Below are 26,177 nucleotides of genomic sequence, written 5' to 3' on the forward strand. Positions count from 1 at the left end.
CTAAAGCATCACGGCGAGTCAGGCCATCGGGAGGTCCTCTAGTTTACATACATTCATGCATGTATAGTCATTAACCTCATATCCATAAGGGGGCATAGTGGTCCGACGTACCAAGGAAGAGGCGCAGGCGACACGGCACCGGCTGCTCGATGCTGCCGAAGTGCTGTTTCAAAGCCAAGGCGTTTCGCAGACCTCGCTGCAGCAGATCGCGCAGCAGGCCGGCGCCACGCGTGGCGCGATCTACTGGCACTTCAAGGACAAGGCGGACCTCTTCAACGCGATGATGGAACGCGTCACGCTGCCGCTGGAGGCGGCGACGCGTGAGGCGAGCACGACAGGCGAGGATCCGCTGGCGGCGATCGAGCGGGTGATGGTCCAGGCCCTGAGCCTGATGGTCAGCGATCCGCAGGTGCGGCGCGTGTTCGAGGTCGCCACGCTCAAGGTCGAATACACCAGCGACATGGACGCGGTGCTGCAGCGCCATCGCAGCGCGCGCAACGAATGCGTGGTCGATTTCGGCAATGCGCTGCAGCACGCGGCGCGCCAGGCGGACATTCAGCTGCCGATTCCGGTCAAGACCGCGGCCTACGGCCTGCATGCAGTGATCAGCGGGCTGATCCAGGACTGGCTGCTGGAGCCCGAGGCCTTCGATCTCGTGCCGGCCGGCCGCCACATCTTCCGCGTCTACCTGGCTGGCCTGGGGTTCGAGCGCCCGTCGATGGTTGTCGACGCAGCCTGCAAGGCCGCCGCCTGATGGGCGATAATGACCGGCTCCGGTCGCTGGCCGGAGCCCCATCTCGCTGTATTTCAACGGATAGAATTCGGCCCTCCGAAGGCTGAGATCCAGGTTCGATTCCTGGCGGCGAATTCGCTAGTCTAGGTCCACGATCAGGTAAGGGAGCTCGCCATCAAATTCGCTCTCTTCCAGCCGGTAGTCAGGCGACACGGGACTCACACTGTCGCCTCCGATGTTGAAGCCATTCTGATTGAGAAAGGACTTTAACGTCCGATCGATGCGCCCGGTTGCCACTAAGAACCCATCAACTTCAATAGAGATTGATGCAGCTGAGCCAGGTTTCCTCTCGTCTAGATCGACCTTGCCGATCAATGTGTGGCGACCAGGTGAAAGCTTCACGCCAGTCACACTGCAGCTACTTGGAAAAATCGCGTTGTAGTAGAAAACCGGGACGCCGTGCAGGAAATAGAAAGCGTAGCCGTTGATCGAGCTGCCGTGACATGCGAGTACTCCGTGCCCACCATTCGCCCCCACGACGACGTCGCAGCTTATGCGAAACGAACGGCCTACTGTGTGAGGCGCTGCGTCGGCGTGCAGATTTCGCAAGCGGCGACGAAACTTGAATGAGTTGCGTGATGCTCCATGGCTGGGTCGTCCCTCGGCGCCTTCTGTTGGCGAATGAATGGGAAGAATTTTGCCTTCTGCCGCCAACATCCAAAAGAGCTCTTTGAGCTCCTGAAGTTTCTGCGGGCTTTGGTTCGCCAAATCAATCGACTGGCTATAGTCGTCACGCAAATCATAGAGCTCCCACCGTCGGTCGTCGGGTGCTCTGGTTCTTCTCAGAGCAAAACTTTCCCACGGATCATTCTCGGGAGTAGTGCACGCCATCCACCCGTCGTGATAGATCCCGAAGTTCTGCATCGATTCGAAGATCTGGGTTTTTCGACTGGAAGTTGCCTCGGGACTATCGAACGCATACAGCATGCTCACCCCGTCCAGGGAGTCTTGGACAACCCCGTTGATGGTCTTGGGCGGCTCGATGCCGGCAGCAGCCAGAACCGTGCTGTGAACATCCACCACGTGATGGAACTGTGTCCGAATCGAGCCTCGATCGCTCAACCGGCTCGGCCAGGAAACTACCAGGCCATTTCGTGTACCTCCGAAATGGGATGCAACCTGCTTGTAGTACTGGAACGGGGAGTTAATCGCCCATCCCCAAGCGGCGGGGAAATGGTTGTATGCATCAGGTCCACCGATCTTGTCGATCAGCTCTAGCTGGTCTTCAAGCTTCTCATCAAAGCCATTCGCCCAGGACTGCTCAAACAGCAAGCCGTTGAACCCTCCTTCCGCGCTGCCGCCGTTATCGCCTTGAATGAACAGAATCAAGGTGTTGTCGAACTCTTTCCAGTCCTTCAACGTCTGGACCACGCGGCCAAATTGGTAATCAAAGTGATCCAGAGCAGCGGCGTATGCCTCCATCAGCCGCGTGGCAAGAGCCTTTTGTTGGGCGGAGAGCGAGGCCCAGGCTGGCAGGTTGTCTGGCCGAGGCGTGAGAAGCGCACTTTCGGGAATAACTCCCGAGGCTTTCTGGCGTTCGAAGGTTTCCGAGCGGACGGCATCCCACCCGATGTCGAATTTCCCACGGTACTTCTGAAGCCATTTCTGCGGCGCATGATGGGGTGAATGTGCCGTACCAGTGGCGTAGTAGACAAAAAACGGCTTTTCCGGGGCGACGGCTTTCTGCTGCGCGATCCAATCGATTGCGCGATCCGCCATGATCTCGTCGAAGTGGCGAGTGTCACCCCTAGGGGGTTGCACATGAGACGTGTTCTCTACCAGATCTGGCGACCACATGTTTGTGTCAAAGCCAAGGAATCCGTAGAAATAGTCGAACCCCATGCCCGTGGGCCATCGATCGTAAGGCCCGAGCGGACCCATCTCCCATTCCGGTGTGATGTGGCCTTTCCCAAACATGGCGGTGCTGTAGCCATGAGCCCGCAGCACGTCGGCGATGGTCCCGGCAGATTTTGGAATGACGCTGGTGTAGCCGTCGTAGTACGACGGACGTGCGGTTACCCTCCCCATGCTCACCCGATGCGGATTGCGTCCTGTCAGGAGCGCCGCGCGCGTTGGTGAGCACATGGCAGTGGTGTGGAACTGAGTAAAACGTAGCCCGCCTAAGGCTAGAGCGTCAAGGTTCTCGGTGGCGATTGGGCCGCCGAAGGTGCTGCACGCCCCGTATCCAACGTCGTCAGTCAGTACCACGATTACGTTTGGCGCCCCCTTCCTGGAGGTGCTGCTGGCGGGCCACTTGCCCCTTCCTTGATTGACTTGGTGCATAGTCGCAAAAAAGAATGAGAATTATCATTCTGATTGTGGCTCAAAGTCATGCGGTGCGCAAGAAGCGGTGTTCATGTCCCGTAAGGCGAGGGTAGTCTTGCAGCGTAGTGGCCAGGGGCACTGTAGCTCCGCCGCAGGATTTCAGCTCCGATCGCAGCGCTCGCTTGCCGGGTCTCGTCTGCCGAACGACTACTCGGCAAGCAGGTAGGCCTTTACCAGCCGAAAAAGCTCATCACGGATCTGGTCATCATCAAGGCCCAGCGGTCCAGGGTTGTTGAGCACCGCGTGGACGAGCACCCCGGCCAGCGCCTGATAAGCAAACAGGATCCGAAGGCGACGCTCACCAGGCGGGACTGATGACAGGTAAGGGCTCAGTAGCTCGACCAAGATCACGCGATAGCGATCTCCCGACTTTTTGATGACTTCCCACATACCCTCTTTGCTGTGCTGCAAAGAGGCACGCATCACGCCGAGGTTCGACCGGAAGTTTCCAATCGCCTCGTCCACGATGGCACGGCAAAGGGCGTCGAGCGAGGACGCGCCAGGCGGGTGGCGAGCAACAAATTCCCGGATCGACTGCTCCGTTCGCATCGTCTGCACGCGCTGCAACGTCAGGAAGAAGTGCTGCTTATCCTCGAATCGACCATAGAACGCACCCACAGTCGTCTTCGCGCTCGCGCAAACGGCCTCGATGGACAAATCTTCCAGAGAGCGGTCGTGGAGCAATTTGCGGCCAGCTTCGATCAGTGCGGCAGCTGTATTCGCACTGCGCTTTTGCCGTGAGGGCTTCATCTCCGGCAGGCACCCCTGGGAGGCCCATGCTTCGATCTCAGCTAACGGGATTTGGGAAGGTCGCATCGTGTCACTTTGTATAGAACTTTTGTGCCAGTCGTGTTCCGGGTCGCCTGAGTCAGGTCGAAACGGCTTGACACTCACCAATAACAGAATCAGAATACTAATTCTGAATCCGCAAGCTTCTGAACTCGTTGGAGATGACTCCAGTTGCCGGATCGAAGCTGGTGAGCAAGTTTGTGGCTATCTGCTGGACGACGTCAGCTTAACTTTGTCAACACGCCTGTCGGAGGAATCATGTTGCTAAATCGCCGCAGCATCCTGGTGGCAACCATGGGGGTCGCCTGCTCCGCCATCGCGCGAGCAGAGCTCTGGCCTCGCAAGCCAGTCAGGATCATCCTCAACTTTCCTGCTGGCGGCCCCGGCGACGCGATTGCTCGCTACCTCGCGCAGCGTATGAGCGCGATCCTCGGGCAGCAAGTCTTCGTTGAAAACCGAAGTGGAGGAGCTGGCGCGGTCGGCATACTCGCAGCCTCCAATGCCCAGGCCGACGGATACACGTTTTTGTACACGACGGTGACTGGCGTGGTCCAGGTGCCACTGGTAAGCAAGGACCAGAACTTCGATCCATTGAGATCCGTCGTGCCGGTCATGGGGATCGGAAGCACCCCCATGGGGTTATTCGTCCACGCTAGCACGCCTGTCGCGGATTTCCCGGGATTCATCGAATGGGCGCGAAAGCAGCCCGCGGGGCTCGACATCGGAGGCGGTGGCCCAATCGTAGAAATCGCAACAGCTGTACTTGCGCGAAGTGCAAACGTCAGGCTGGTGTACGTGCCATTTCGAGGTACCGCGCCGGTGGTCCAGGCGGCGCTGGCTGGCGATATCAAGGCTTTCTTCAGCACCCCGTCGCCGGTGATCACCGAGAACATCAGAGCCGGAAAGCTGAGGGCGATAGCCGTGACCTCGGCATCGTCATCCAGTTTGGTTCCAGGCGTCGACCCGATCGCCAAATTCATCCCGGGCTACGTTCAAGACATCAACTTCGGATTCTTCGCGCCAGCGGGCATTCCGGCAGAAGCGGTCGTCAAGTTCAGCGAGACGCTGGCGAAAGTGCTGGCGGAGCCGGAAATGAAGGAGCGGCTGTCTGGCTTCGGACTTGGCCTTCAGCCGTTGGCTGCGTCAGAGATGGCACGAATCACAGCGCGAGACGCCGAAACCATCCGGAAAACGCTCGAAACAACGCCGGTGAAATTCGGCGAGTAATCCAACTTCTTGGGAAGACTGCATGACATTCGCAATCGTCGCGCGTGACCCGCAGACCGGTCACTTCGGCGTCGCCAAGACCACTCGTACGATCGCAGCGGGCGGACTCGACCTTTACCGCCACATACCAATGATGGGACTCTGCCTGGGCATCAGCACCGTAGGGCGATGCCAGAAAGTTGGCGCGGTCATGATCCAGAATGGATTGGATGCGCAAGCAGCCATGAAAGCAATGATTGGCAGCGACGAGTTCATTGCGAATCGCCAGCTGGCTGCGATCGACAACCACGGCCGGATAGCTGCGTTCACTGGCGAGAGCTGCTTCCCATACGCAGGCCACATCATCGGCGACAACTTTGCTGTGCTGGGCAATGTGTTGACCAGCGCCGCAACGATAGAGGCAATGGCTGCCGCGTACGAGGCATCCAAAGACCTGCCATTTGCCCGCCGACTGCTCGCAAGCCTGGAGGGGGGCCGGGATGCTGGAGGCCAGCACGGCGGACAACGATCCTCGGACATGGCGGTTTTCGGCAATCGAGAGGGACCGCTGATCGATCTGCGCATCGATCTGAACGCAGATCCGGTAGCCGAACTGGTTCGGCTCTACGAAATATTCAGTCCCCTGGTCCCGTATTACGAGCTGCACCGATCGAATCCGCGAGGACTACCTCGCGCGGACGACTGGCTCAAGGCTCAGCAAACGGCATCAGCCGACGGCGCTTAACTGATCTCACGCTTACACCACGATCGCCATGCCAAAAGAAGTTCTTGTCCCCGTCGGCTCCGGGAACCCTATCGCGCCATTCTCGCCTGGCACCAGGGCCGACGGCGTCGTCTACACGTCGGGCGTGTTGCCCCTGGATGCAAACAACAACGTCGTACACGTTGGCAATGCGGCAGCGCAAACACGCCACGTTCTCGAGACTATTCGATCCATCATAGAGGTCGCCGGCGGGTCGATGGATGACGTCGCCTTCAACTACGTATTCCTGACCGATTGGGCGAACTATGCTGCGGTGAACTCCGTCTATGCAGAGTTCTTTCCCGGGACAAAGCCCGCTCGATTCTGCATTCAGTGCGGTTTGGTAAAGCCGGACGCATTGGTCGAGATCGCCTCGATTGCACATCTGTCTCCCCGAAATTCTGGCTAGCCCGGAAGAAGGAACGGACGTGAAGGATCGGGTAGGGATCGTTGGTGTCGGCCTGATGGGCCACGGGATCGCGAGAAACGTGGTTGCCCATGGCTACACGCTGACCGCGCTGGAGCATCCGGGCAATCAGCCCTTGGAAGAGTTGACGCAGCAGGGTGCCAAGACGACCCCGAGCCTCAAGGCCCTCGCCGAAGCAAGCGATATCGTGATCCTTTGCGTGACCGGCTCACCCGAGGTCGAAGCGGTCCTCACGCAGGGTGGGGGCGTCTTGGAGGGATTGCGCGCGGGATCGGTCGTGATCGACTGTTCAACCTCTGTTCCTGCCTCCACGGCCCGCATGGCGGAAGCTGTGACGGCTGTCGGGTCCAGCTTCATTGATGCGCCCATGACCCGCACAGCGCAACACGCACGCGAAGGAAGACTCAATCTTCTGGTCGGAGGGGATGCCGAGGTGCTCGCTGGGGTAAGGCCGGTGCTCGAATGCTTCGCGGAGAGCATCGTGCACGCGGGGCCTGTGGGCGCCGGGCACGCGCTAAAGTTGCTGCACAACTTTGTCTCGCTCGGCGCGGCCGCAGTGATCGCAGAGGCCGCGGCATGTGCGGCGCGGGTAGCAATCGATCCCTCGCTGTTCGTTGAGGTCCTCTCGGGTGGCGGGGGTGGCGGAGCCGCGCTTGACCGCATGAGACCCTACATCATCGATCGTGATCCGACGGGACTCCAGTTCTACATGTCCAACGCGCTGAAAGACTTGCGGTATTACGTCGAGATGGCTTCCGATCAGCGAGCCTTTCACGAAATCGCGGATTCGGTCGCCTCGACGCTCAGGCTTGGAGTCCAGGAAGCGGGCCCGCGTGCCCTGGTGCCCGAGTTGGCATCGCTGCTGACTGAACGCGTTGAACCCATTTGAAGGTCGGGGCTCGCCGGGTGACCAGCGTAGTCATTGCAGTGAGGCCGGCGCCTGGATTGAACCGCGGGATGCCGGGCAGAAAGTCGAGTAGGGGTTTTGCTTGTCGCAAACCTCTGTCTGGGAGTCGAACCATGCGCATGCAGCACTACATTGGCAACACCTGGATTGTCCCGAGCACGGGCGATTACATTCCCGTCGTCGATCCGTCCAACGGCCAAACCATGGGCGAGATCGCTCGAGGCGGAGAACCCGACGCGGGGGCTGCCATCGCCGCGGCCCGGGCCGCCGTCGGGGAAACGTTCGACGGGCCATGGGGCATCCTGAGCGCGGCGCAGCGTGGGCGGCTGCTCTACAAGTTCTCGGCAGCTGTATCCGAGCGAGCGGAGGAACTGGCTTCGCTCGAAGCTTGCGATACGGGAAAGTCCATGAAAACGGCGCGTGCCGACGTCGTCGCCTTGGCCCGCTATTTCGAATACTACGCAGGCGCCTGCGACAAGTTGCATGGTGAAACGCTGCCGTACGAACGAGGCTATACCGTACTCACACTCAGGGAACCTCACGGGGTGACTGCGCACATCATCCCGTGGAACTATCCGATGCAGATATTCGGTCGAACGGTGGTTGCCTCGCTGGCGGCAGGGAATGCATGCGTGGTCAAACCTGCTGAAGATGCGAGCCTTTCGCTGCTGAGGCTGGCGGAGATCGCGGCGGAAATCCGCTTCCCTCCAGGCGCCATCAATGTAGTGACGGGCTACGGACACGAGGTTGGCGCGTGCCTGACGGCTCATGAGGGGATCGACCACATCTCCTTTACGGGGTCCGCGCAGACCGGCCGACTGGTGGCCGCCGCCGCCGCCAAGCGCCATTGCCCTGTAACGCTCGAACTCGGGGGCAAGTCGCCTCAACTGGTCTTCGAGGACGCCGACATCGAAACGGCACTGCCGGTGATCGTCGACGCAATCGTACAGAACGCCGGACAGACATGTTCAGCCGGCAGCCGCCTGCTTGTGCAGCGGAGCATCTACGAGGAAGTCCTCAGTCGCCTCGCGGATCGGTTCGCCGCGCTGCGAGCGGGGCCCCCGGTGCTGGAGCTCGAGATGGGGCCGCTGATCAACCGCAAGCAGTTCGAACAGGTAAAAGGATTCATCCAGAGGGCGGAGGCAGATGGCATACGGGTCATGGCGAAAGGCCAGTTGCACGCGGATGCTGCCGCCGCTGGCTTCTACCAGGAGGCAGTGCTGTTGCGAGATGTGCCGCACGAACACAGTCTCGCGCAGGAGGAGATCTTCGGGCCGGTACTCGCAGCCATGCCCTTCGACGATGAGGCCGATGCGATCCGGCTTGCCAACGGGACCGACTATGGCCTCGTTGCAGGCATTTGGACGCGAGACGGGGGCAGGCAGATGCGGCTCGCACGGAAACTGCGATGTGGACAGGTGTTTGTCAACAACTATGGGGCGGGGGGTGGCGTGGAGCTTCCATTCGGTGGCATGAAGTCCAGCGGATACGGAAGGGAAAAGGGTCTCGAGGCGCTGCATGGATTCACCGTCTTGAAGACGATAGCCATTCGCCATGACTGAGGCAGATGATCGTGATCTGTGTTGACGGCGATGCAAGGCTGCTCATGAGGGACGATGCATGACCCCATGCCATCGACGTGCTGAAGAAAAGCGTCACTCACCTGAACTGGAAGCTCGACGCTGACTCGGCGCTCGCTTACACCAAGGAATGGACCATCCGACGGACCACTGCATGGGATCGAGGAAATCCAGGAGGTCCCGGTCAGTTATCTGGTCATCGTGTACACGATGCGGGAGTGAGAGGAACTGGACAAGCACTCAGGCAGCGGTCGCAGAGTCTATCGCCGCTTCACAATGAGCCTTTTCGCGCGGAAGCTATCCACACTTTCCCTGTTGCGATCGAGCAAGCACAAGGCTTCTCTTGTGCCACAGTGGGGAGTGGAGATCCCTTCATCAACCACTAGACACCAACTATTGATGCGTACGTTGTTTGCCTTGCTCACTCTTTGGGTGGCCGTTTTCAGCCCCGCTGCGTGGTCCGCCTCCAGCAGCGTCTATCTCGAGGAGTTGACCTCGACCGAGATCCGCGATGCCATCCACGCCGGCACGACCACGATCATCATTCCGGTCGGCGGCACCGAGCAGAGCGGACCACACATGGCGCTGGGCAAGCACAATGTGCGGGTCAAGGTGCTGGCAGGCAGGATTGCCACATCGTTGGGTCATACCTTGGTCGCGCCGGTGCTGACCTATGTGCCCGAAGGCAGCATATCCCCGCCTGCTGGACACATGCGCTTTGCCGGCACGATTTCGGTGCCGGAAGACGCCTTCAAGAGCGTACTGGATGGCGCCGCGCGCAGCTTCAAGCAGCATGGCTTCGTCGACATGGTGCTGATCGGTGATCACGGCGGCTATCAGGCCCAGCTCAAGGCGCTGGCGACGCGCCTGAATCACGATTGGGCGGCGACGCCTGCCCGTGCCCACTTCATCGGGGACTACTACCGGATCACGCAAACCGACTACGTGCAGGCACTCAAAGCCAAAGGATTGAGCGATGCGCAGATCGGCATGCATGCGGGCACGGCCGATACTTCGCTCATGATGGCCATCGACGCCACGTTGGTCAGGCCAGATCAAATGGCACGTGACCCGCTCGAAGGCGCGGCCAATGGCGTCGCTGGCGATCCGCGCGCCTCCAGCGCTGCGCTGGGTCAGTTGGGCGTCGATTTGATTGTGGCGAAAACGGTGGCCGCCATTCGCACCGCGCGGGGTGCTTCGCGTTGAGCGCGCCACTTTCATTCCATGATGTGTGAACCGGTGGAGGGCTTGAGCATGCGCAAGAATCCCGTTGTCGTCGTTTCCGGGATGGTCGCCGTGTCGGCGGCCGCTTGGTGGGTCACAAACCAGGCCGTCGCGACCCCGGCGAACGCGCCGCCATCCGGCGCTTCCACGCAGAACAGCCCCGTGGCGACGGTGCCGGGCATGCCGGCTGTACCCGACCGGAGCAATCTTTACAGCGAGACGGGTGCCAACCGCATGAGCCCGGCGGTCGCTGGGGCCCTGGAGCGGGTGTATGTGCCCAACCACACGTCCAATACCGTGTCGGTGATCGATCCGGCCACGCTGAAAGTGGTCGATACGTTCAAGGTGGGCGTCAACCCGCAGCACGTGGTGCCTGCGTGGGATTTGCGCACGCTGTGGGTAGCCAACAATGCAGAAGGTCGGCGCGATGGCAGCCTGACGCCGATCGATCCCAATACCGGCAAACCGGGTCAACCGATCCCGGTGGAAGACCCGTACAACATGTACTGGTCTCCAGACGGTCAATCGGCCATCGTGGTGGCCGAGGCGTACAAGCGTCTGGACTTTCGTGACCCACGCAGCATGAAGTTGCAGTATTCGATTGCCACGCCGAAGTGCGACGGCATCAATCACGCCGACTTCTCGATCGACGGCAGGTTCGCGCTGTTCACCTGCGAGTTTGACGGGGCGGTCACCAAGATCGACCTAGTGAATCGCAGCATCGTGGGCACCCTCAAGCTGAGCAAATACTTCGATCGGCCGGATGTCCTCGCGCGGATCGCGACACCCGGCAAGAAGCCCGCCAAGATACCCGCCCCGGGCCAGGTTGGTGGCGAAATCCGTACTACCCATGGCATGCCGCAAGACATACGGGTATCGCCGGACGGCAAGGTTTTTTTCGTGGCCGACATGATGGACGACGGTGTCCATGTGGTCGATGGCGAATCGTTCAAGCAGATCGGCTTCATAGCCACCGGTATCGGCGCGCATGGCCTGTACCCCAGCCGCGACGGCACAAGCCTGTACGTGGCCAACCGTGGCACCAACAAGATCCACGGCACGCCGGGCGGCAAGGGCAGCGTCTCGGTCATTGATTTCGCGACCCGTACCGTCACCAAGACCTGGCCCGTGCCGGGAGGCGGCAGCCCTGACATGGGCAACGTCAGCGCCGACGGAAAACACCTGTGGCTCTCCGGCCGGTACGACGATGTGGTGTACCGCTTTGACACCACGACGGGCAGCGTCGACAAGATTAAGGTCGGTCGCGAACCGCACGGGCTGACGGTGTGGCCGCAGCCTGGCAGATACTCGCTGGGACATACTGGGAATTTGCGCTGATCGGCGATGGCTGCCACGCCGCCGTTGTAGTCCAATTCGCCACCCTCGCGTTAATAGGACATCGGCCTTATTCCGGCCGAGGAGTACCCGATCATGCTCCTGCGTTACGCCCTCGCCTGGAGCCTGCTCTTGGTCTGTTCCACCGGGCGGGCAGGCACCGAATTTGCCTCGGCGCATGTCATGGTCGTAGACGACGCCAGCGGCGAGGTGCTGCTGAGCAAGGACGCCGCGAGCGCCGCGCCGATTGCGTCGCTGACGAAGCTGATCACGGCGATGGTGGTGCTCGATGCGCAGCAGGACCCGTACGAGAGTCTGCGGATCGAGGCGGCGGACACGGACCGCTTCAGGCACAGCCGCGGGGGCATCCCGGTCGGATCCGTGGTGCCGCGTGGCAACTTGCTCGAACTGGCGCTCCTCGCCTCTGACAACCGCGCGACCTCGGCACTGGTTCGCCACTATCCCGGAGGGTTGGCGGCGTTCGCTGCGGCCACGCGGCGGAAGATTCACTCACTCGGCCTGACCAGCACGTTGATCGAGGAGCCGACGGGGTTGTCGCCGAACAACGTGTCGAGCGCGCAGGACATGGTCAAGGTGCTGCGCGCAGCCGCGCGTTATCCCGTAATCTCGCATATCACGAGCCAGCGCAGCCATACCGTGCTGGTCGGCGGTCGGCGCTGGACCGTGCGCAACACCAACCGGCTCGTCGGCGCACCGGGGTGGCATGTGCTCTTGTCGAAGACGGGCTTTACCAACGATGCAGGTCGCTGCTTGGCCATGCGTGCCGAAGCCCGTGGACGGACGGTGACCGTCGTCTTGCTGGGTGCAGCGAGGCCCTCGCAGCGCGCCCGCGATGCAATCACCATCCGCCGTCGGTTCGTCGACGCAACGCCTGCCCCGGTGGCGCGTTCGGCAGGAGCGCGCGTGCGGTTGGCGGCCCAGCGCCCGCGCGTCGTCACACCTGGGCCCCCGCCATGGCCTGCCGCAGGAAGCACGCCAGAAGCCACTACGCCAATCGTCGAATCCGGCGGCCAGGCAGTGCCAATGGCTGCTCCGTCGCAGTATGCGGAGGAGGCCAAGGGAAGGAAGCGGCAAAGCCGGGAGCAAATCAGAGGGCGAGTGCGTAGAACTGGCTGGCCGCGGGCGTAACGCGCCCTTCGGGTCGCAAGCCGGCCTTTGCGGATCGTGTGGATGGTCTCGATGCCGGCGAGGATGATGCGCGCGCAGCGGGTGGAGTCGCGCCGGAGTCGGCCTAATGTCGATCGCCGGCGCCCGGGTCTGAACCTGCGCCCATGGTGGAATCTTTGGCGTGATTCAGTACTTGGACAAGGAGAAGGGGGACCTTCCGCTGCCCCGAAGCCCCTCACCCCATCGCAGACCGAGCTCGTGCTCGAGTTGCTCGAGTTGCGCCAGCTGGCGCCGAAGGAGACTGCTGCGAAGTTCAACCGCTTGATCCAGGTCGGCACCTTCTCCGAAGCCCAGCAAGGGGCCATCGAGATCCTCTTCGCGCTCGAGGAGGACGATATCCCCGATGCACTCTTCGAGTTTGCAGACGACGATGCCCGAGACATCGTTCGCGATGGGCTGGCGCACGAGGCGCGGCTCACCTTCGTGAGAGCCTAAAGCATCAATGTTGTCTGCGGCGACCAGGCCCCTGAATAACAGCTGTCCTCAGATTTCTATCGAGCAAGGAATTCGAGCGCCTTGGGCACAAAGTCGGCATGGAACTGGAATACTCCGCCATGACCGGCATCGGGATAGATGAGCAGGGTGCTGTTCGGAAGCCGCCGCGCCAGGTCGCGCGAGTTCGTCGTTGGGACCATCCGGTCATCGTCACCATTGACGATGAGCACGGGATGCTTGACCACTGAAAGATCGGCAGGTTCTTTCTGGCCCCAGGCGCTCAGCGCTCGTAACTGCGCCACGTACGCGGTGATGGTGATCTCCTTGTCACGGTTCTCCGAGCGTTCCTTCAAACGCTGTAGAAGCGCCTTGCCAGCCTCGATGCCATTGGGCGTGCGAGTGAAGAACAGGAATTGCTTCGGATCCTGGCCGGTGAAGAAACCCCGAAGAAGGTCGTAGTTCGCGACTCTGGCCACGGTGCTGATGCCCTCGCCACCAGCGGGACCTGTGCCCGCGAGAATCATCTTGCGGACGAGTTGCGGCTCCTTCAGCACGATTTCCTGGGCGATCATTCCACCCATCGAGAAGCCGAAGAGGTCAACCTGCTCGAACCCCTTCGCCTTAATGAAGGTGATGGCATCGTCGGCCATCTGCTCCATCGAACTGGACGGCGAGCCGCTGGATGCCCCGACGCCGCGGTTGTCGAAGGCGATCACGTGATGCTTCGCCGCAATGCCGTCCATGATCCGGGGGTCCCAGTTGTCCAGCACGGCGGCCAGATGGACGAGAAACACCACCGGCGTTCCGCCATTTTGCTTTCCCAACTCGCGGTATGCGAAATTGACTCCGCCTGCGGAGATGGATTTCGTTGGAACGTTTGTCCAGTGGATGCTCACCGCCTGGTCCATTGGCGGTGGACTGGTCTTCGCGCCGTCGGGCGGACCATCGCTTGCCCCTGCCGCCGGTGAAATAAATGGTGCAGCCAGGGCGATAGCCAGGACGCCTGCTTTGGGTAAACGACGCATTGCATGATCTCCAGGGTTGGAAACAGTCGGTCAGTTCATGCCGGCACACTGGATTGCTGCGCAAGGGTCGGGTAGTCGGTGTAGCCCCTTGGGCCTGGGGTGTAGAAGGTCGCCATGTCCACGGCATTCAGCGCCGCTTCGGCCCGCATGCGCTCCATCAGGTCGGGATTGGCGAGGAACGGGCGGGCGAAGGCGATGAGATCTGCTTGGCCTGTCTTGAGCGCACTTTCTGCACCGGCACGATCGAAGCCGCCGGCAAGGATGAACAAGCCCTGGAACGCAGCGCGAAGCCGAGCCTTCAACTCGGCAGGCATCGGCGGCGCGCCCATCGCCGAGTGATCGAGCAGGTGGACGTACAGCATGCCCAGCTGCGAGAGCTCCTGGGTGAGCGCCAAGTACTGAGCCTCGACGTCGGGGTAGGCTCCCGTGCTGTTGAACACGCCGTAAGGCGACAGCCGGATCCCGACGCGATCGGCGCCGATGGCGGCTGCCGTGGCGCGGGCGACCTCGAGCGCAAAGCGATTGCGGCCATTGATGTTGCCGCCGTAGGCGTCGGTGCGCTGGTTCACATTGGCGTTCAGGAACTGCTCGATCAGATAGCCGTTCGCGGCATGCAACTCAACGCCGTCGAATCCCGCTTCGATGGCGAGCTGCGCCGACTTGGCGTACTCCTCCACGGCGTGGGCGATGTCGATCGCGGTCATCGCCCGAGGGGCGCTGTGCGGCTGCATGCCCTGTGAGTCGGTGTACATCTCGCCGGGGCAGACATTGGCCATCGGTCCGACCACCTCCGCGCCTGCGGGCAGGTTGGCCGCATGGGTCACGCGACCGGTGTGCATGAGTTGCACGAAGATCTTGCCGCCCTTGGCATGGACCACATCTGTGACTGCCTTCCATCCGCGCACCTGCGCATCATTGAAGAGCCCCGGGATGCGTGCGTAGCCCAGGCCGTTGGGCGACGGCGAGGTACCCTCGGTGATGATCAGGCCGGCCGTTGCACGCTGGCCGTAGTACTCGGCGATCAGTGCGTTGGGTGTGTTCGCATCGACGGCGCGACTGCGCGTCATTGGTGCCATGACGGCGCGGTTGGCGAATTGAATTGAAGGTGCGACGAGAGGTTCGAAGAGCATTGTGATCCTTGGTTGAATGCGGGGCGCTCGAGCCCTTGTTGTTGGCTGGTGATCCAGTCAGGTTTCGGGTTCAGGACGCCTGCGGGAGGTAGCTGGGCCTCGGCGCCGTCATCCCGCGCTTGACCTGCAGCGTGAGCTCATCGGCCAGCACCTCGTCGAAGCCCGACTCGAGTCCGTCGAGCGCACGCTTGACGATCTCCTCAGGACTGGACTTCGGGACATCGAACCCGCGCGTGAGATCGGTATCGACGTAGGCCATGTGCAGTGCCAGCACTTGAGTTTTCTGCGTGGCCAGTTCGCTGCGAAGGGCATTGGTGAGCGACCAGGCTGCGGACTTGCTTGCCGAATAGGCCGCCAGCTCGCCGCCGTTCACCCACGAGGCGACCGACAGGACGTTGAGCAACGCGCCGCCGCCGTTGGCTTTGAGAACCGGCGCGAAGGCCTTGCTCACGCGCAACACGGCGAAGAAATTGGTCTCGAAGATGCGCCGTGCGGCGTCTTCGCTATCGGCTGCGAGAAAGCCTCCCGTTTGGGCAATGCCGGCGTTGTTGATCACCAGCGTCACATCCGACGCCAGCGCTGCGGCGGACGACACGTCTTCCGACTTGGTGACGTCGAGTCGCAGGGCCTGAACACCGGATTGGGTGACGGCCGCGGGGTCGCGTGCGCCCACATAGACCTTGCGGGCACCGCGGGCGAGCAGTTCGCGCGCGAACGCCAGGCCGATGCCGCGATTGGCACCTGTGACGAGGGCAACTGCATTCTCAATCTTCATGGGAATCTCCAAAGAGGGGGGACAAACAGATTCAGCTGCCGGCTTTCAGGTCTTCCAGCAACACCGAAATGAACAAAACGCACTTGAACTTGGCGACGGCATTTCCCTTGGCGGGACTTGCCTCTATCTCACCTTGACGACGACCTTGCCCTTTGCGCGGCCGGCTTCGACGTAGGCCAGGGCTTCATTGGTTGATTCGAACGGGAACACCCGGTCCATCACGGGGCGGATGACGCCAGCATCGAAGAGACGGGTGATCTCGCGCAGTTGGCTTCCGTTCGCCTTCATGAAGAGGAACGAGAAGCTGACCCCGCGGCTCTTTGCCTTTCGTCTGATTCCAGAGCTCAGCAGCCGCATGACCAGTTTCACGAACCCCGGTGCCCCGATTTCCTTGCCGAATTCGGGATCAGGCGGTCCGGAGATGGTGATGAGCTTTCCGCCGCGCTTGAGCACGCGAAGGGATTTTTCGAGCGTCTTGCCGTCCTGGCTGTTCAGGACCACGTCGTAGTCGCGCAAGACATCCTCAAAGTCCTGCGTCTTGTAGTCGATGACGACGTCTGCGCCCAGACTCTTCACGAGCGCGACATTGGTCGTGCTCGTCGTCGTGGCAACGGTTGCGCCCAGATGCTTGGCCAACTGAATCGCAAAAGTGCCTACGCCGCCGGAGCCCGCCTGAATGAAGACCTTCTGGCCCCTCTTCAGATCGGCCTTCTCGATCAGTGCCTGCCAGACCGTCAGGGCCACCAGGGGGATGGAAGCGGCTTCTTCCATCGTGAGACCCTTGGGCTTGAGCGCCAGCGAAGCTTCCTTGACGGGGACGAATTCAGCGAACGTGCCGATCCGAAAATCATCCGCCCGCGCATAGACCTCATCGCCCAGCTTGAACTGCCGCACGCGCGGACCGACCTTGACGACCACCCCAGCTACGTCGTGGCCCAGGACGAGGGGCAGGCGATAGGGCAGGATGAGCTTGAACTCACCATCCCTGATCTTGGAATCCAGCAGGTTCACGCCAGCGGCGTGGACCTGGACCAGGACCTCGTCATCGCGCAGCTCCGGATCCGGCATGTCTGCCAACCGCAACGCGCGCTTCTTTCCATATCGCTCGAGAACAAATGCCTTCACGGTTCTTCCTCATTCCTGGCGCAACCAGGTTTGCGAACGGCCCAGCATTGGCACACCGATGTAGCCGCGCACGCTGAGCTTCTTGCCGCTGTCGATCAGGCGCACATTGCTGCGATAGACCTTGCCGTTGTCCGGATCGAGAATCTGGCCGCCGGCATATTCGTCGCCGTCCTTCGTCAGGCCATTCAGAATCACCAGCCCGATGACTGGTGCGTTCTTGTTTGCGCCTTCGCACTTGTCGCACTTCGGATTCGGGTCTTCATTCGGAGCCGGGAACACTTTCTCGATCTTGCCCAGCAGGGCTCCATTCGATTCCGTGATTCGGACCAGTGCCCTCGGCTTGCCGCTGACGTCGTCGACGTTCTTCCACAGGCCAATGGGCGACGCCTCGTTTGCCCAGACTGGCGGCATCGTGAGCGCTGCGGCCGCGGCGAAGGCTTTGAACGCGAGTGCGGGCAGGAGCGGGAGGGCAAGAGAGCGAGGGTTGCCAGAGGATTTATATTTATGTCGCATGATGCTCATCATATTTGTGGTCGAACGAAAAGCGTCGTTTCTCGGTGGATTCAGGCGGGAGGCAGGTGCTTGAGTGCGGCCTCGCACAGGCTGGCCGATAGTGCGGGCTCGTCGACCGCACGAGCCAACAGCAACGTGCCCACCATGGTGGCGACGGTCACGAGTGCTCGTTCGTGGGCACCGGGCTGCCCCCAGTCAGGCGACTGACGGGCGACAAGATCGATCATTTCCTTGATGTGCCGGGTGGTCACTCGGCGTACTTCGGATGCCTGGCGCGGCGTCTCCGAGCCCAGTGCGGCCAGGGGGCATCCCATTTCAACCTGCTCCAGGTGCTCCCGCGATAGGTAGGTGCGAAGCATGGATGCCAAAGCCTGCTCGGGGGGCACGCTGGCGACAACGTCCGCCGCTACGGCGGCTGACTCGGCGCACGCCCGATTCGCTGCTTCTGCCAACATGGCCTCGCGCGACTCGAAATGGGCGTAGAAGGCGCCATGGGTCAGGCCGGCCTCCTTCATGATGTCGGCGACTCCAGTACCGTCATAGCCGCTACGACGGATCGCCCGTGCAGCTGCGCACACGATGCGTTCGTGTGAAGCTTCCTTGGCTGCCGTTCTGACGTTGTGCTTTGCGTTTCGCATGATGTGCATCATACATGATTTCGCAAAGCACGTAGCCCTCGGACTCACTCCGACGGGATGCCCGCCTCCTTGACGACCTTGCCCCACTTTGCGAGGTCGGACTTGATCAGTGCGGCGTACTCCTGCGGCGTTCCGCCCTGGATCTCGATGCCCGCAGCCTCCAGCTTGGCCCGCACGTCAGGCAGCTTCAGCGCCGCGTTGATCTCGGCATTGAGCTTGGTGACAATCGCCTTGGGCGTGCCGGCAGGCGCCAGGAACCCGCCATTCGTGTTGGCGTCGTAGCCCTTGAGCCCCTGTTCGTCCGCCGTCGGCACGTCCGGCAGAGACGTTGTTCGCTTGCGGGTCGACACCGCAATGGCGCGTACGTTGCCGGCCTTCACCTGCGACTGGATGGCGCTGATCGTGTCGATGTAGAGCGCAGTGCGCCCGGCCAGCAGATCCGGGTGGGCAGCGGCAGATCCCTTGTAAGGGACCAGCAGCACCTGCGCGCCGCTCGCCATGCGGAACATCTCTGCCGCCATTTCCTGAGCACTGCCGCGGCCAGAGGTGGCGACCTTGGACTGGTCCGGATTGGCCTTCATCCAGGCCACGAACTCGGGCAGTGTCTTGGCGGGAATCTGCGGGTAGATCGCGAACACCAGCGGAACCTCGTGGGTGTAGACGATGGGCTCGAAGCTTTTCTCCGGATCCCAGCCCAGGTTCTTGAACAGGAACTTGTTGATGTTGTGGCTGCCGCCCACGATGCCGATCGTGTAGCCATCGGGCGCGGCTTTGGCGAGGACATCCGTGCCGAGGTTGTTGGATGCGCCAGGCCTGTTGTCGACGACCACCGGCTGACCCATCGACACCGCGAGCTTGTCTCCGACGACGCGCGCAATGGTGTCGATAGCGCCGCCCGGCGGGGCGGGCACGATGATCTTGATAGCGCGGGTCGGGTAGGCCTGGGCCGATGCCAAGGTCGGCACCACGGCCAGGGACGCCGAGGCGGCAAGGATCTTGAACAGGGCTGTGAGTTGCATAGGAGTCTCCTCTTGTGGGTGGGTAAATCGTCATGAAGCGCCGGCGGGCTCAGGTGGTCAGGCTCATCGTCGGGCGTTCGCCTGCCAGGGCCTGAGCGAGGCTGTCAAGCACCATCTCGCCCATGGCGGTTCGGGTCTCCCAGGTGGCACTGGCGCGGTGGGCCTGGAGGGTCACGCTGTCGGACTGGCGCAGCGTCAGGGGAACGCGGGGTTCGTCGACGAACACGTCCAAGCCCGCACCGGCAATGCGACCGGCGGCCAGCGCCTCTGTCAGGTCAACCTCATTGACTAGGCGGCCACGGGCGACGTTGACCAGGAAGCCGCTTGGGCCGAGCGCTTCGAGCACGGCCGCGTTGACGATGCCTTCGGCCGTGTCCGCCGCCGCACACAGTACCAGCGCGTCGGAGTCACGCGCGAGGTCCACCAGGTACGGCACGAACCGGTGGGGGATGTCGTCCATGGGGTGCAGATCGGTATAGCTGATCGGGCAGCCAAAGGCCGCCGCCCGAGCCGCGACGGCGCGGCCCACCCTTCCCATTCCGACGATTCCAACGCGCATGCCGCTGAACCGGCGCGCGAGTGGGATGGCGCTGGGTTGGGGGCTAAGTTCCCACTGGCCGCCGCGCACGAAGCGGTCGCCGGCACACAGGTTTCGGCAAGCAGCGATCAGCAACCCGATGGCCAGATCGGCCACGTCTTCGGTCAGCGCGCCCAGGGTTGCGGTGACGGGCAGGCCACGGCCTCGGCAGTACGCCAGATCCACAGCGTCGGTGCCGACTCCGTTGACGGCCACGACCTTGAGGCCAGGCAACTGCTCCAGCATCGGTCGCGAAATGCCGGTGTGCCCGCCGGTGATCACGGCGTCGACGGATGCGCCATGTTCACGCAGCCAGGCCTCGCGGCCGGTTGCCTCGAAGTATTTGTGAACCGTGTAGAGCGATGCGAGCTTGTCGTTGATCGCAGGGATCAGGATCGGATTGAGTTGGAGGACCTGGGGTTTCATGTGAATTCGTTCAACGGGGCAGACGTGTCCCATGTGTCCAAGACGGCTTCTTCAGGATGGGAGCATGTTGTTAATGATTGATTAATAAGTCAATATTGATGTATAAAATCAACATATAAACTTTCTCGCACCCGACCATGGTTTCCTGGATTTCGATGGACGAGGTGTGCCACCTTCTCGGGGTGCGACCCCAGACGGTTTACGCCTACGTGAGCCGCGGCAAGCTCGAAGTCATGCCCGATCCGGCCGATACGCGCCGTAGCCTGTACCGCGCCGAGGACGTAGCAAGCTTGGCCAAGCGCAAACAGGCCGGCCGCAAACACGAGACCCTGGCCGCCAACACGCTGTTCGGCTCGGAGCCCAGCATCCCGACGGCCCTGTGTGCGTTCTTTCGCGGGCGCCCGTATTACTGCGGCCAGGATGCCGTGAGCCTGGCCCGGTCGGCCACCCTGGAAGATGTGGCTCAACTGTTGTGGGGCGCGGAGCAACCCGCCGACTTTTCGTCCGCTGCGCTGATGCGCTCGGGCAAGCCTGGACGAGTCGCTGCTTTCACTGCCTTGGCCGGTCTGGCAGCCGCCGGGCATTCCACCCGTGGACGTCTGACACGGGTGCTGCACAACGAGGGCCAGAGTTTGGTGGGTCAGTTGGCCAATGCATTCGGTGCCCAGCCGGGGCGCCAGCCGCTGCACGTGCGCTTTGCGCAAGGGTGGAAACAATCGACCCAGGTGGCTGATTTGCTGCGAACTGCCATGGTGTTGCTGGTCGACCATGAATTGACAAGTTCAGCCTTTGTCGCGCGCATTGCGGCTTCGACAGGCGCGTCGTTGCCGGCATGCCTTCTGGCCGGATTGACCACGCTGTCGGGCCCGTTGCATGGTGATGCCTCAGGCCGCGTCCAGGCGCTGTTCAGCGAAGTGGAACGACTTGGAGAGGACCAGGTGGTGGCCCACTACCTGTCGACCGGTTTGCCCTTGGCAGGATTTGGTCACCACCTCTATCCCGATGGCGATCCGCGCGCAGCCGCCTTGCTGGCGTTGTTCGAGCCCTCGGAGGTGATCGCGCGCTTCATCCAGAAGGTGACGAACCTGACCGGTTTGCAGCCCAACATCGACGTGGCCCTGGCCGCCCTGGTTGCGCACCATCGACTGCCCGCCGATGCGGCCTTTGGCCTGTTTGCAACGGCGCGCAGTGTCGGGTTGCTGGCGCACAGCTTGGAACAACTGGGCGTGGCGCAAGTGATCCGCCCACGCGGGCGCTATGTGGGCCCGATACCCAACATGCCGCAGGGCGCCCGAACTTAGGCGGCCTCTGCCGTTCGAGCTTCTGCCGGCGACCAGGGCCCTTCGAGCGTGTATCGGATCCACCGAATGGTGCCGGCGTGTTGCATGACCGTCGTCACTATGCCGCCCGGCACGACGAGGATGTCGGGCGCCGCATTGCCAAAGGCCGCGTTGGGTACGACGCGAAGGCCATGGCGCGCCCTCGCGCTGCAGCGCCTTGCGAACGAACGCTTCGCGTCTTTCTTCATTCCTGCCTCGTCCTGGGTGCGAGAAATCTGTTCGACGACTTCGCCAGGCGCGCGTCCTGGCCGGTCAATCGGCGTACTCACCCGACGCCCGGATCACCGGCGCCCAGCGGTCCATCTCCTTTCGCAGATGGCGGCGATGACCGGCGGGCGAGAGGCGATCGTCGCGCACCACGGAGAGCCCTACATCGGCCTGCTGCCGCTGAAAGCCTGCGTCTTCCGCGGCTTCGGCCAACGCGGCGCTCAGGCGCCTGACGATGGCGGGTGACGTGCCTCGCGGGGCATAGAGCCCGTACCAGATCGTGAACTCGACGTTCTCGAATCCGAAGCTGCGCATCGATGGGGTGCCCGCCAGGGCGGCGTCCTTGACCGGCTGCGCGACCGTCAGCGCGATGGGGCGGAGCTTGCCGCCCCTGATCTGCGGCAAGGCGTTCGCGGTCAGATCGCACATGAGATCGACCTGTCCACCTAGCAGGTCGAGCATCGCCGGACCCGTTCCCCGATAGGGGATTGTCGTCAGCTTCACCTTCATTGACGACTGCAGTAGCAAGCCACACAGGTGGGAGGCCGAGCCGGCGCCGGCGTTGGCGAGCGTGACCTGCGATTGCCTGGCCCACAACGTCCGCTAGAGATTGATGCCCTGGCCGATCAGGTCGGAAGAGAAGACCACGAACTGAGGATGCTGGCCCTACTTGGCGCGCTCGACGAAGACGGGCAGGAACAACTGTTGAAGACCAGGCTCTTGACGATTCGCCAGATCGCCTACTTGCGGCCGAAATTGATCAAGACTGGACTCCAGTGAATGTGATCTCTCTCTGCCGGCGCGATCGAACGCGAGGGACGGGGCTATGCGCGGGGGCTCACTTGGCAACGCTGTCCGGAGAGACGAGCTCAGCCGACATCTGGCGCGGCCAGCTGCGCAGGGTGGCCGCCGAGGATCTGCTCGATGGTCCTGATCGACTGGGGGTGCCCGAATTTCCTGTACGGGAAGTAGCGGGGGCCGACGTAGATCTTCTCGATGTCGGCTGGCACGTCAGCGAACGCGGCGGAATAGGCGCCGTGAACGAAGAAGGCGTTGGCGCCCGAATGGGAGTTGCAGCACACGAGCCGATAGCCGAATCGTTCGAACAGTTTGGCGAAGCTGGTCAGTGAAGCGCCAAAGTAGTCATCGCCTTTCCAGCTGTGCTTCGCGTCATAGACGATCTGGAACTCCACGGGCGGCGGGAACTTGCCGTTGTATTCGACGATGAACAGCTTCGGCTCGAGCCCGCTGGCCAGCAGTTTCTCGGCAAAGTAGATGTCGTTGCCGTCCAGGTCGAGCGAGATGACGTCGATATTGGTCGACGAGATCCTGCTCAGCCCTTGCTGCACCAGCGGCAGGATGTTGTCCAGCGTGATCCAGTCGTGGAGGTAGGCGAACCGGTCGCTGTTCGGGTCAATGCTGATTCTGAGGGTGTCGCCGCCGACCCAGAAGCCTTTCCAGCCCAGGGAAGCCAGGATCAGCGTGTTGTTCTCCGTGCCGTCGCCGACACCGAATTCGACGTAGACGCCTTTCTTCAGGCAGTCGATTCGCTTCAGGATCTCGAGGGTGAGGCCATCCTCGTCGGTCTGGGAGAAGCACTTCTTTCCGTAGCGGTTGAGCGGATTGGGATGATCGGTCTGGGCCGATCGGGTCTGGTGGTGGAGCGTGAGGTCGAACAGTCCGCTGATGGCGGCTCCGACCTGGCGTCCCTGAGTCGACAGCTCCTGTATTTTTGTTTTCAGGTTGTTGAAGAGGCGCATGGCTTGGTGTCCGAGGAGTTGATCTATTCCAAGGAACGGCCCGGCCAACCAAAGCGACGAAGGGCGCGCCGCTACAACTGCATTCGCTGCCATCTCCCAGGCCGACGCCGGGAAAGTGAAATCGAAAGTATTCAACTGTACAACTCTGCGCCCCCCACGCACAAGCTCGCATCCGCGATGGAGCTCCCCGGCGCATGCCAAGGGCTAGCAGCTAGAGGAACGGGGTTACTGCTGCCTCGGACCATCGGCGCAATTGTGAAAATGGCTCAAGGCGCTTGGAAAGCTACGAGAAACATTGGCCGAACTCCAGCAACTGCTCGACCAGGCCGCTCGCGCTGCGAGTTGAGGGGTGTCTTTGGCAGTCGAAGCCGAGTACCTGCGGGCGATCACGCGTTCTCGCCAAAGTCCAGCAGCACCTTGCAGCTGTACCGTGGATTGCGCTCGGCAATGTCGAATGCTCCGGCCACGTCACGGAAGTCCACCTTGTGACTGATGATGCGTCCGGGGTCGACCAGCCCACGCTGGATCCAGTCGATCACGGTCGGGAACATCGCGCAGTTCAGGCGCGAGGCGTAGAGCGAGAGCTCCTTCTTTGTCAGTTCCTGCTGCGGAATGGCAGAAGGCGTGGCGGAGAAGCCCAGCACACCGATTCGGCCCGCAGGCGCCGCAATGCGCACCGCCTCTTCGACAATCGTCGGATTGCATACAGCATCGTAGATGAGGGTCGGTCCGCCAACGACACCGCGTTTGGACAGTGCCTCCGGCAGCGATTCACGCGCGGTATTGATGATCTCGTCCTCCGCCGCGCCGCAGTCGAGCGCCAAGGCGAGCCGTTCGTCGAAGTGATCGGTGATGAGCGCGCGAATGCCGTAGACGCGCTTGAGCACCTGCATCAGGTTGAGGCCGATCGGCCCGGCACCGTAGATCAGCGCGACATCGCTGGGAAAGACGCCAGTACGTCGGGTGACGTTCGCGGCCACGGCAAAGGGCTCGATCACCGATGCGCTGGCATCGGCCAAGCCCTTGGGCACCACGTAGGCATTCTTCTCCGGCACGCAGGCGTACTGGCTGAAGCCGCCGTCGCGATGGACGCCGATCACCTGCAGGCGGCTGCAAACGTTCTGCCGCCCGATCAGGCAGGCATGGCACTCCCCACAACTGATGACCGGGTCCACGACCACCGTCTCGCCGATGCGCGCGGCGCTGACGCCAGCGCCCACCGATTCGATGCGACCGACGAACTCGTGGCCGATGACGCGCGGGTAGGAGACGAACGGGTTGTGGCCGTGAAAGATGTGCAGGTCAGAGCCGCAGATGCCCGCGTAGCGCACGCGCACGCGCACCTCGCCGGCCTGGGGCTCGGGCATGGGCCGCTCGCGCACGGCCATGCTGTTGGGTTGATCGACGACGACGCTCAGCATGATGAAATTTCCTGTTGGTTTGAGATGCCGTGGGGCGTGGTCACCAGTTCCACATCGAGCCATCGGCGAGCCGCGCCACGGGCAGATAAGCGCGCTCGTAGGGATACCTGGCCGCCAGCGCCTCGTCGATGTCGACGCCCAGTCCGGGCACTTCGTCCATCACCAGGTAGCCATCCTCGAAGCGATAGTTGTGCGGAAAGACTTCGTCGGTGAGCGCCGTGTGCGGCATCAACTCCTGGATGCCGAAATTGGGAACCCACAGGCCGAAGTTGACGGCTGCCGCCATGCACACCGGCGACAGGTCGGTCGCACCGTGAAACCCGGTGCGCACCTGATACATCGCCGCATAGTCCGCGATGCGGCGCACATGCGTGATGCCACCGGCATGGGTGATGGTCGAGCGGATGTAGTCGATCAGCTGCTCGCTGATCAGGTTCTTGCAGTCCCAGATCGAGTTGAAGACCTCGCCCACGGCCAGCGGGGTGGTGGTGTGCTGGCGGATCAGGCGGAAGGCCTCCTGGTTCTCGGCCGGCGTTGCGTCCTCGATCCAGAACAGGCCATAGGGCTCGAGTTCCTTGCCGAGCCGGCCGGCCTCGATCGGCGTCAGGCGATGGTGGGCGTCATGCAGCAGATGCGTTTCGAAGCCCACCGCCTCGCGCACCTTGCGAAACAGCTCGGGCGTGTGACGCAGGTAGAGCGAGGTGTCCCACGGCTCTTCCGGCGGCAGGCCTTTTTCGGCCGGCTCGTAGAAGCCCTTGGTCTTGCCAACGCCATAGGTCTTCGCCAGACCCGGCACACCGGACTGCACGCGGATCGCCTTGAAGCCCTCTTGCGCGTGCTTGTGCACCGCCTCGATCGCTTCGGCGTGGTCGCGGCCATTGGCGTGGCCGTACACCATCAGGCCGTGCCGGCTCTTGCCGCCGAGCAGCTGGTACACCGGCATACCCGCGAGCTTGCCCTTGATGTCCCACAGCGCCATGTCGATGGCGGCGATCGCCGTCATCGTGACTGGCCCGCGCCGCCAGTAGGCGCCGCGGTAGAGGTACTGCCAGATGTCCTCGATGTTGCGGGGGTCGCGCCCGATCAGGCAGGGAAACACGTGTTCGTCCAGGTAGGACTTGACGGCCAACTCGCGGCCATTGAGCGTTGCGTCGCCCAGGCCGTGAATGCCCTCGTCCGTGACGATCTTCACCGTCACGAAGTTGCGGCCGGGGCAGGTAACGATCGTCTGGATGCGTTCGATCTTCAA

The 26,177-nt window shown here is 62.2% G+C and carries 26 protein-coding genes and 1 tRNA gene; 12 read left to right on the forward strand and 15 right to left on the reverse strand.

From position 1 onward, the window contains the following. Window positions 1-97 precede the first annotated feature (97 nt). Together BLS74_RS09640 and BLS74_RS09645 are read left to right on the forward strand one after the other, a co-directional pair. Window positions 98-754, forward strand: a complete 657-nt coding sequence (locus BLS74_RS09640; RefSeq protein ID WP_170855557.1) for a TetR family transcriptional regulator — start codon at window positions 98-100, stop codon at window positions 752-754. A 42-nt stretch (window positions 755-796) separates the two neighbouring features. Further along, window positions 797-868, forward strand: a tRNA-Arg gene (locus BLS74_RS09645). A gap of 3 nt (window positions 869-871) precedes the next feature. On the opposite strand, the gene BLS74_RS09650 is transcribed toward BLS74_RS09645, so the two are convergent. Both BLS74_RS09650 and BLS74_RS09655 read right to left on the reverse strand, forming a co-directional pair. Next, window positions 872-3,076, reverse strand: coding sequence for an arylsulfatase (locus BLS74_RS09650; RefSeq protein ID WP_093104982.1), 2,205 nt, complete (start codon window positions 3,074-3,076; stop codon window positions 872-874). A 189-nt stretch (window positions 3,077-3,265) separates the two neighbouring features. Next, window positions 3,266-3,934 carry a TetR/AcrR family transcriptional regulator gene (locus tag BLS74_RS09655; protein ID WP_093104985.1) on the reverse strand — a complete coding sequence of 223 codons (669 nt, stop codon included), beginning with the start codon at window positions 3,932-3,934 and terminating at the stop codon, window positions 3,266-3,268. A 231-nt stretch (window positions 3,935-4,165) separates the two neighbouring features. Between BLS74_RS09655 and BLS74_RS09660 the strand changes: the two genes are divergently transcribed. The 9 genes from BLS74_RS09660 to BLS74_RS09700 all read left to right on the forward strand — a co-directional run bounded on the left by BLS74_RS09660 (window position 4,166) and on the right by BLS74_RS09700 (window position 12,972). Continuing rightward, on the forward strand, window positions 4,166-5,134 hold the full coding sequence (locus BLS74_RS09660; RefSeq protein WP_093104987.1) for a Bug family tripartite tricarboxylate transporter substrate binding protein: 969 nt from the start codon (window positions 4,166-4,168) through the stop codon (window positions 5,132-5,134). Between the two features lie 22 nt (window positions 5,135-5,156). After that, a complete protein-coding gene (locus BLS74_RS09665) occupies window positions 5,157-5,858 on the forward strand; it encodes a DUF1028 domain-containing protein (RefSeq protein WP_093104990.1) in 702 nt (233 codons plus the stop codon). Between the two features lie 28 nt (window positions 5,859-5,886). Beyond that, window positions 5,887-6,285 carry a pyrimidine utilization protein C gene (gene rutC / locus BLS74_RS09670; RefSeq protein WP_093104993.1) on the forward strand — a complete coding sequence of 133 codons (399 nt, stop codon included), beginning with the start codon at window positions 5,887-5,889 and terminating at the stop codon, window positions 6,283-6,285. A 19-nt stretch (window positions 6,286-6,304) separates the two neighbouring features. Further along, on the forward strand, window positions 6,305-7,192 hold the full coding sequence (locus BLS74_RS09675) for an NAD(P)-dependent oxidoreductase (protein ID WP_093104995.1): 888 nt from the start codon (window positions 6,305-6,307) through the stop codon (window positions 7,190-7,192). 131 nt (window positions 7,193-7,323) lie between these two features. Continuing rightward, complete coding sequence (locus BLS74_RS09680) at window positions 7,324-8,772, forward strand: aldehyde dehydrogenase family protein (RefSeq protein WP_093104998.1); 1,449 nt, start codon at window positions 7,324-7,326, stop codon at window positions 8,770-8,772. A 417-nt stretch (window positions 8,773-9,189) separates the two neighbouring features. Beyond that, window positions 9,190-9,996 carry a creatininase family protein gene (locus BLS74_RS09685; protein WP_093105001.1) on the forward strand — a complete coding sequence of 269 codons (807 nt, stop codon included), beginning with the start codon at window positions 9,190-9,192 and terminating at the stop codon, window positions 9,994-9,996. Between the two features lie 198 nt (window positions 9,997-10,194). Then, on the forward strand, window positions 10,195-11,352 hold the full coding sequence (locus BLS74_RS09690; RefSeq protein WP_244503830.1) for a YncE family protein: 1,158 nt from the start codon (window positions 10,195-10,197) through the stop codon (window positions 11,350-11,352). A 93-nt stretch (window positions 11,353-11,445) separates the two neighbouring features. Beyond that, on the forward strand, window positions 11,446-12,498 hold the full coding sequence (locus BLS74_RS09695) for a serine hydrolase (protein WP_093105006.1): 1,053 nt from the start codon (window positions 11,446-11,448) through the stop codon (window positions 12,496-12,498). 237 nt (window positions 12,499-12,735) lie between these two features. Continuing rightward, window positions 12,736-12,972 (forward strand): hypothetical protein, encoded by a 237-nt coding sequence (locus tag BLS74_RS09700; protein WP_093105009.1) that lies wholly within the window; start codon window positions 12,736-12,738, stop codon window positions 12,970-12,972. A 56-nt stretch (window positions 12,973-13,028) separates the two neighbouring features. Here BLS74_RS09700 and BLS74_RS09705 read toward each other — a convergent pair whose 3' ends face one another. From BLS74_RS09705 to BLS74_RS09740, 8 genes are all read right to left on the reverse strand, one after another. Continuing rightward, the gene (locus tag BLS74_RS09705) at window positions 13,029-13,880 is read right to left on the reverse strand and encodes an alpha/beta fold hydrolase (protein WP_244503831.1); all 852 of its coding nucleotides are present in this window, start codon (window positions 13,878-13,880) and stop codon (window positions 13,029-13,031) included. 152 nt (window positions 13,881-14,032) lie between these two features. Then, window positions 14,033-15,127, reverse strand: coding sequence for an alkene reductase (locus BLS74_RS09710; protein ID WP_093105011.1), 1,095 nt, complete (start codon window positions 15,125-15,127; stop codon window positions 14,033-14,035). A gap of 70 nt (window positions 15,128-15,197) precedes the next feature. Continuing rightward, window positions 15,198-15,902 carry an SDR family oxidoreductase gene (locus BLS74_RS09715; RefSeq protein ID WP_093105014.1) on the reverse strand — a complete coding sequence of 235 codons (705 nt, stop codon included), beginning with the start codon at window positions 15,900-15,902 and terminating at the stop codon, window positions 15,198-15,200. A 123-nt stretch (window positions 15,903-16,025) separates the two neighbouring features. Further along, window positions 16,026-17,027 (reverse strand): NADP-dependent oxidoreductase, encoded by a 1,002-nt coding sequence (locus tag BLS74_RS09720; RefSeq protein WP_093105017.1) that lies wholly within the window; start codon window positions 17,025-17,027, stop codon window positions 16,026-16,028. A gap of 9 nt (window positions 17,028-17,036) precedes the next feature. After that, complete coding sequence (locus BLS74_RS09725) at window positions 17,037-17,552, reverse strand: DUF2147 domain-containing protein (RefSeq protein ID WP_093105019.1); 516 nt, start codon at window positions 17,550-17,552, stop codon at window positions 17,037-17,039. A 38-nt stretch (window positions 17,553-17,590) separates the two neighbouring features. Further along, on the reverse strand, window positions 17,591-18,190 hold the full coding sequence (locus BLS74_RS09730; protein WP_093105022.1) for a TetR/AcrR family transcriptional regulator: 600 nt from the start codon (window positions 18,188-18,190) through the stop codon (window positions 17,591-17,593). A gap of 32 nt (window positions 18,191-18,222) precedes the next feature. Next, window positions 18,223-19,197 (reverse strand): Bug family tripartite tricarboxylate transporter substrate binding protein, encoded by a 975-nt coding sequence (locus tag BLS74_RS09735; RefSeq protein WP_093105024.1) that lies wholly within the window; start codon window positions 19,195-19,197, stop codon window positions 18,223-18,225. Between the two features lie 49 nt (window positions 19,198-19,246). After that, on the reverse strand, window positions 19,247-20,200 hold the full coding sequence (locus BLS74_RS09740) for a 2-hydroxyacid dehydrogenase (protein WP_093105027.1): 954 nt from the start codon (window positions 20,198-20,200) through the stop codon (window positions 19,247-19,249). A 137-nt stretch (window positions 20,201-20,337) separates the two neighbouring features. Between BLS74_RS09740 and BLS74_RS09745 the strand changes: the two genes are divergently transcribed. Continuing rightward, the gene (locus BLS74_RS09745) at window positions 20,338-21,501 is read left to right on the forward strand and encodes a citrate synthase family protein (protein WP_093105030.1); all 1,164 of its coding nucleotides are present in this window, start codon (window positions 20,338-20,340) and stop codon (window positions 21,499-21,501) included. Here BLS74_RS09745 and BLS74_RS33785 read toward each other — a convergent pair. From BLS74_RS33785 to manD, 5 genes are all read right to left on the reverse strand, one after another. Then, entirely contained in the window at window positions 21,498-21,728 is a 231-nt protein-coding gene (locus tag BLS74_RS33785; RefSeq protein WP_139191662.1) for a type 1 glutamine amidotransferase family protein, read from the reverse strand. The two genes, BLS74_RS09745 and BLS74_RS33785, sit on opposite strands and share 4 nt — an antisense overlap. A 64-nt stretch (window positions 21,729-21,792) precedes the next feature. Further along, window positions 21,793-22,344 carry a tripartite tricarboxylate transporter substrate-binding protein gene (locus tag BLS74_RS09750; RefSeq protein WP_093105033.1) on the reverse strand — a complete coding sequence of 184 codons (552 nt, stop codon included), beginning with the start codon at window positions 22,342-22,344 and terminating at the stop codon, window positions 21,793-21,795. A 272-nt stretch (window positions 22,345-22,616) separates the two neighbouring features. After that, on the reverse strand, window positions 22,617-23,507 hold the full coding sequence (locus BLS74_RS09755; protein WP_093105036.1) for a hypothetical protein: 891 nt from the start codon (window positions 23,505-23,507) through the stop codon (window positions 22,617-22,619). 386 nt (window positions 23,508-23,893) lie between these two features. Then, complete coding sequence (locus BLS74_RS09760) at window positions 23,894-24,928, reverse strand: Zn-dependent oxidoreductase (RefSeq protein WP_093105038.1); 1,035 nt, start codon at window positions 24,926-24,928, stop codon at window positions 23,894-23,896. 40 nt (window positions 24,929-24,968) lie between these two features. After that, a complete protein-coding gene (gene manD / locus BLS74_RS09765) occupies window positions 24,969-26,177 on the reverse strand; it encodes a D-mannonate dehydratase ManD (RefSeq protein ID WP_093105041.1) in 1,209 nt (402 codons plus the stop codon).

It is taken from the genome of Variovorax sp. CF079 (genome assembly GCF_900101545.1).
Taxonomy (GTDB): domain Bacteria; phylum Pseudomonadota; class Gammaproteobacteria; order Burkholderiales; family Burkholderiaceae_C; genus Variovorax.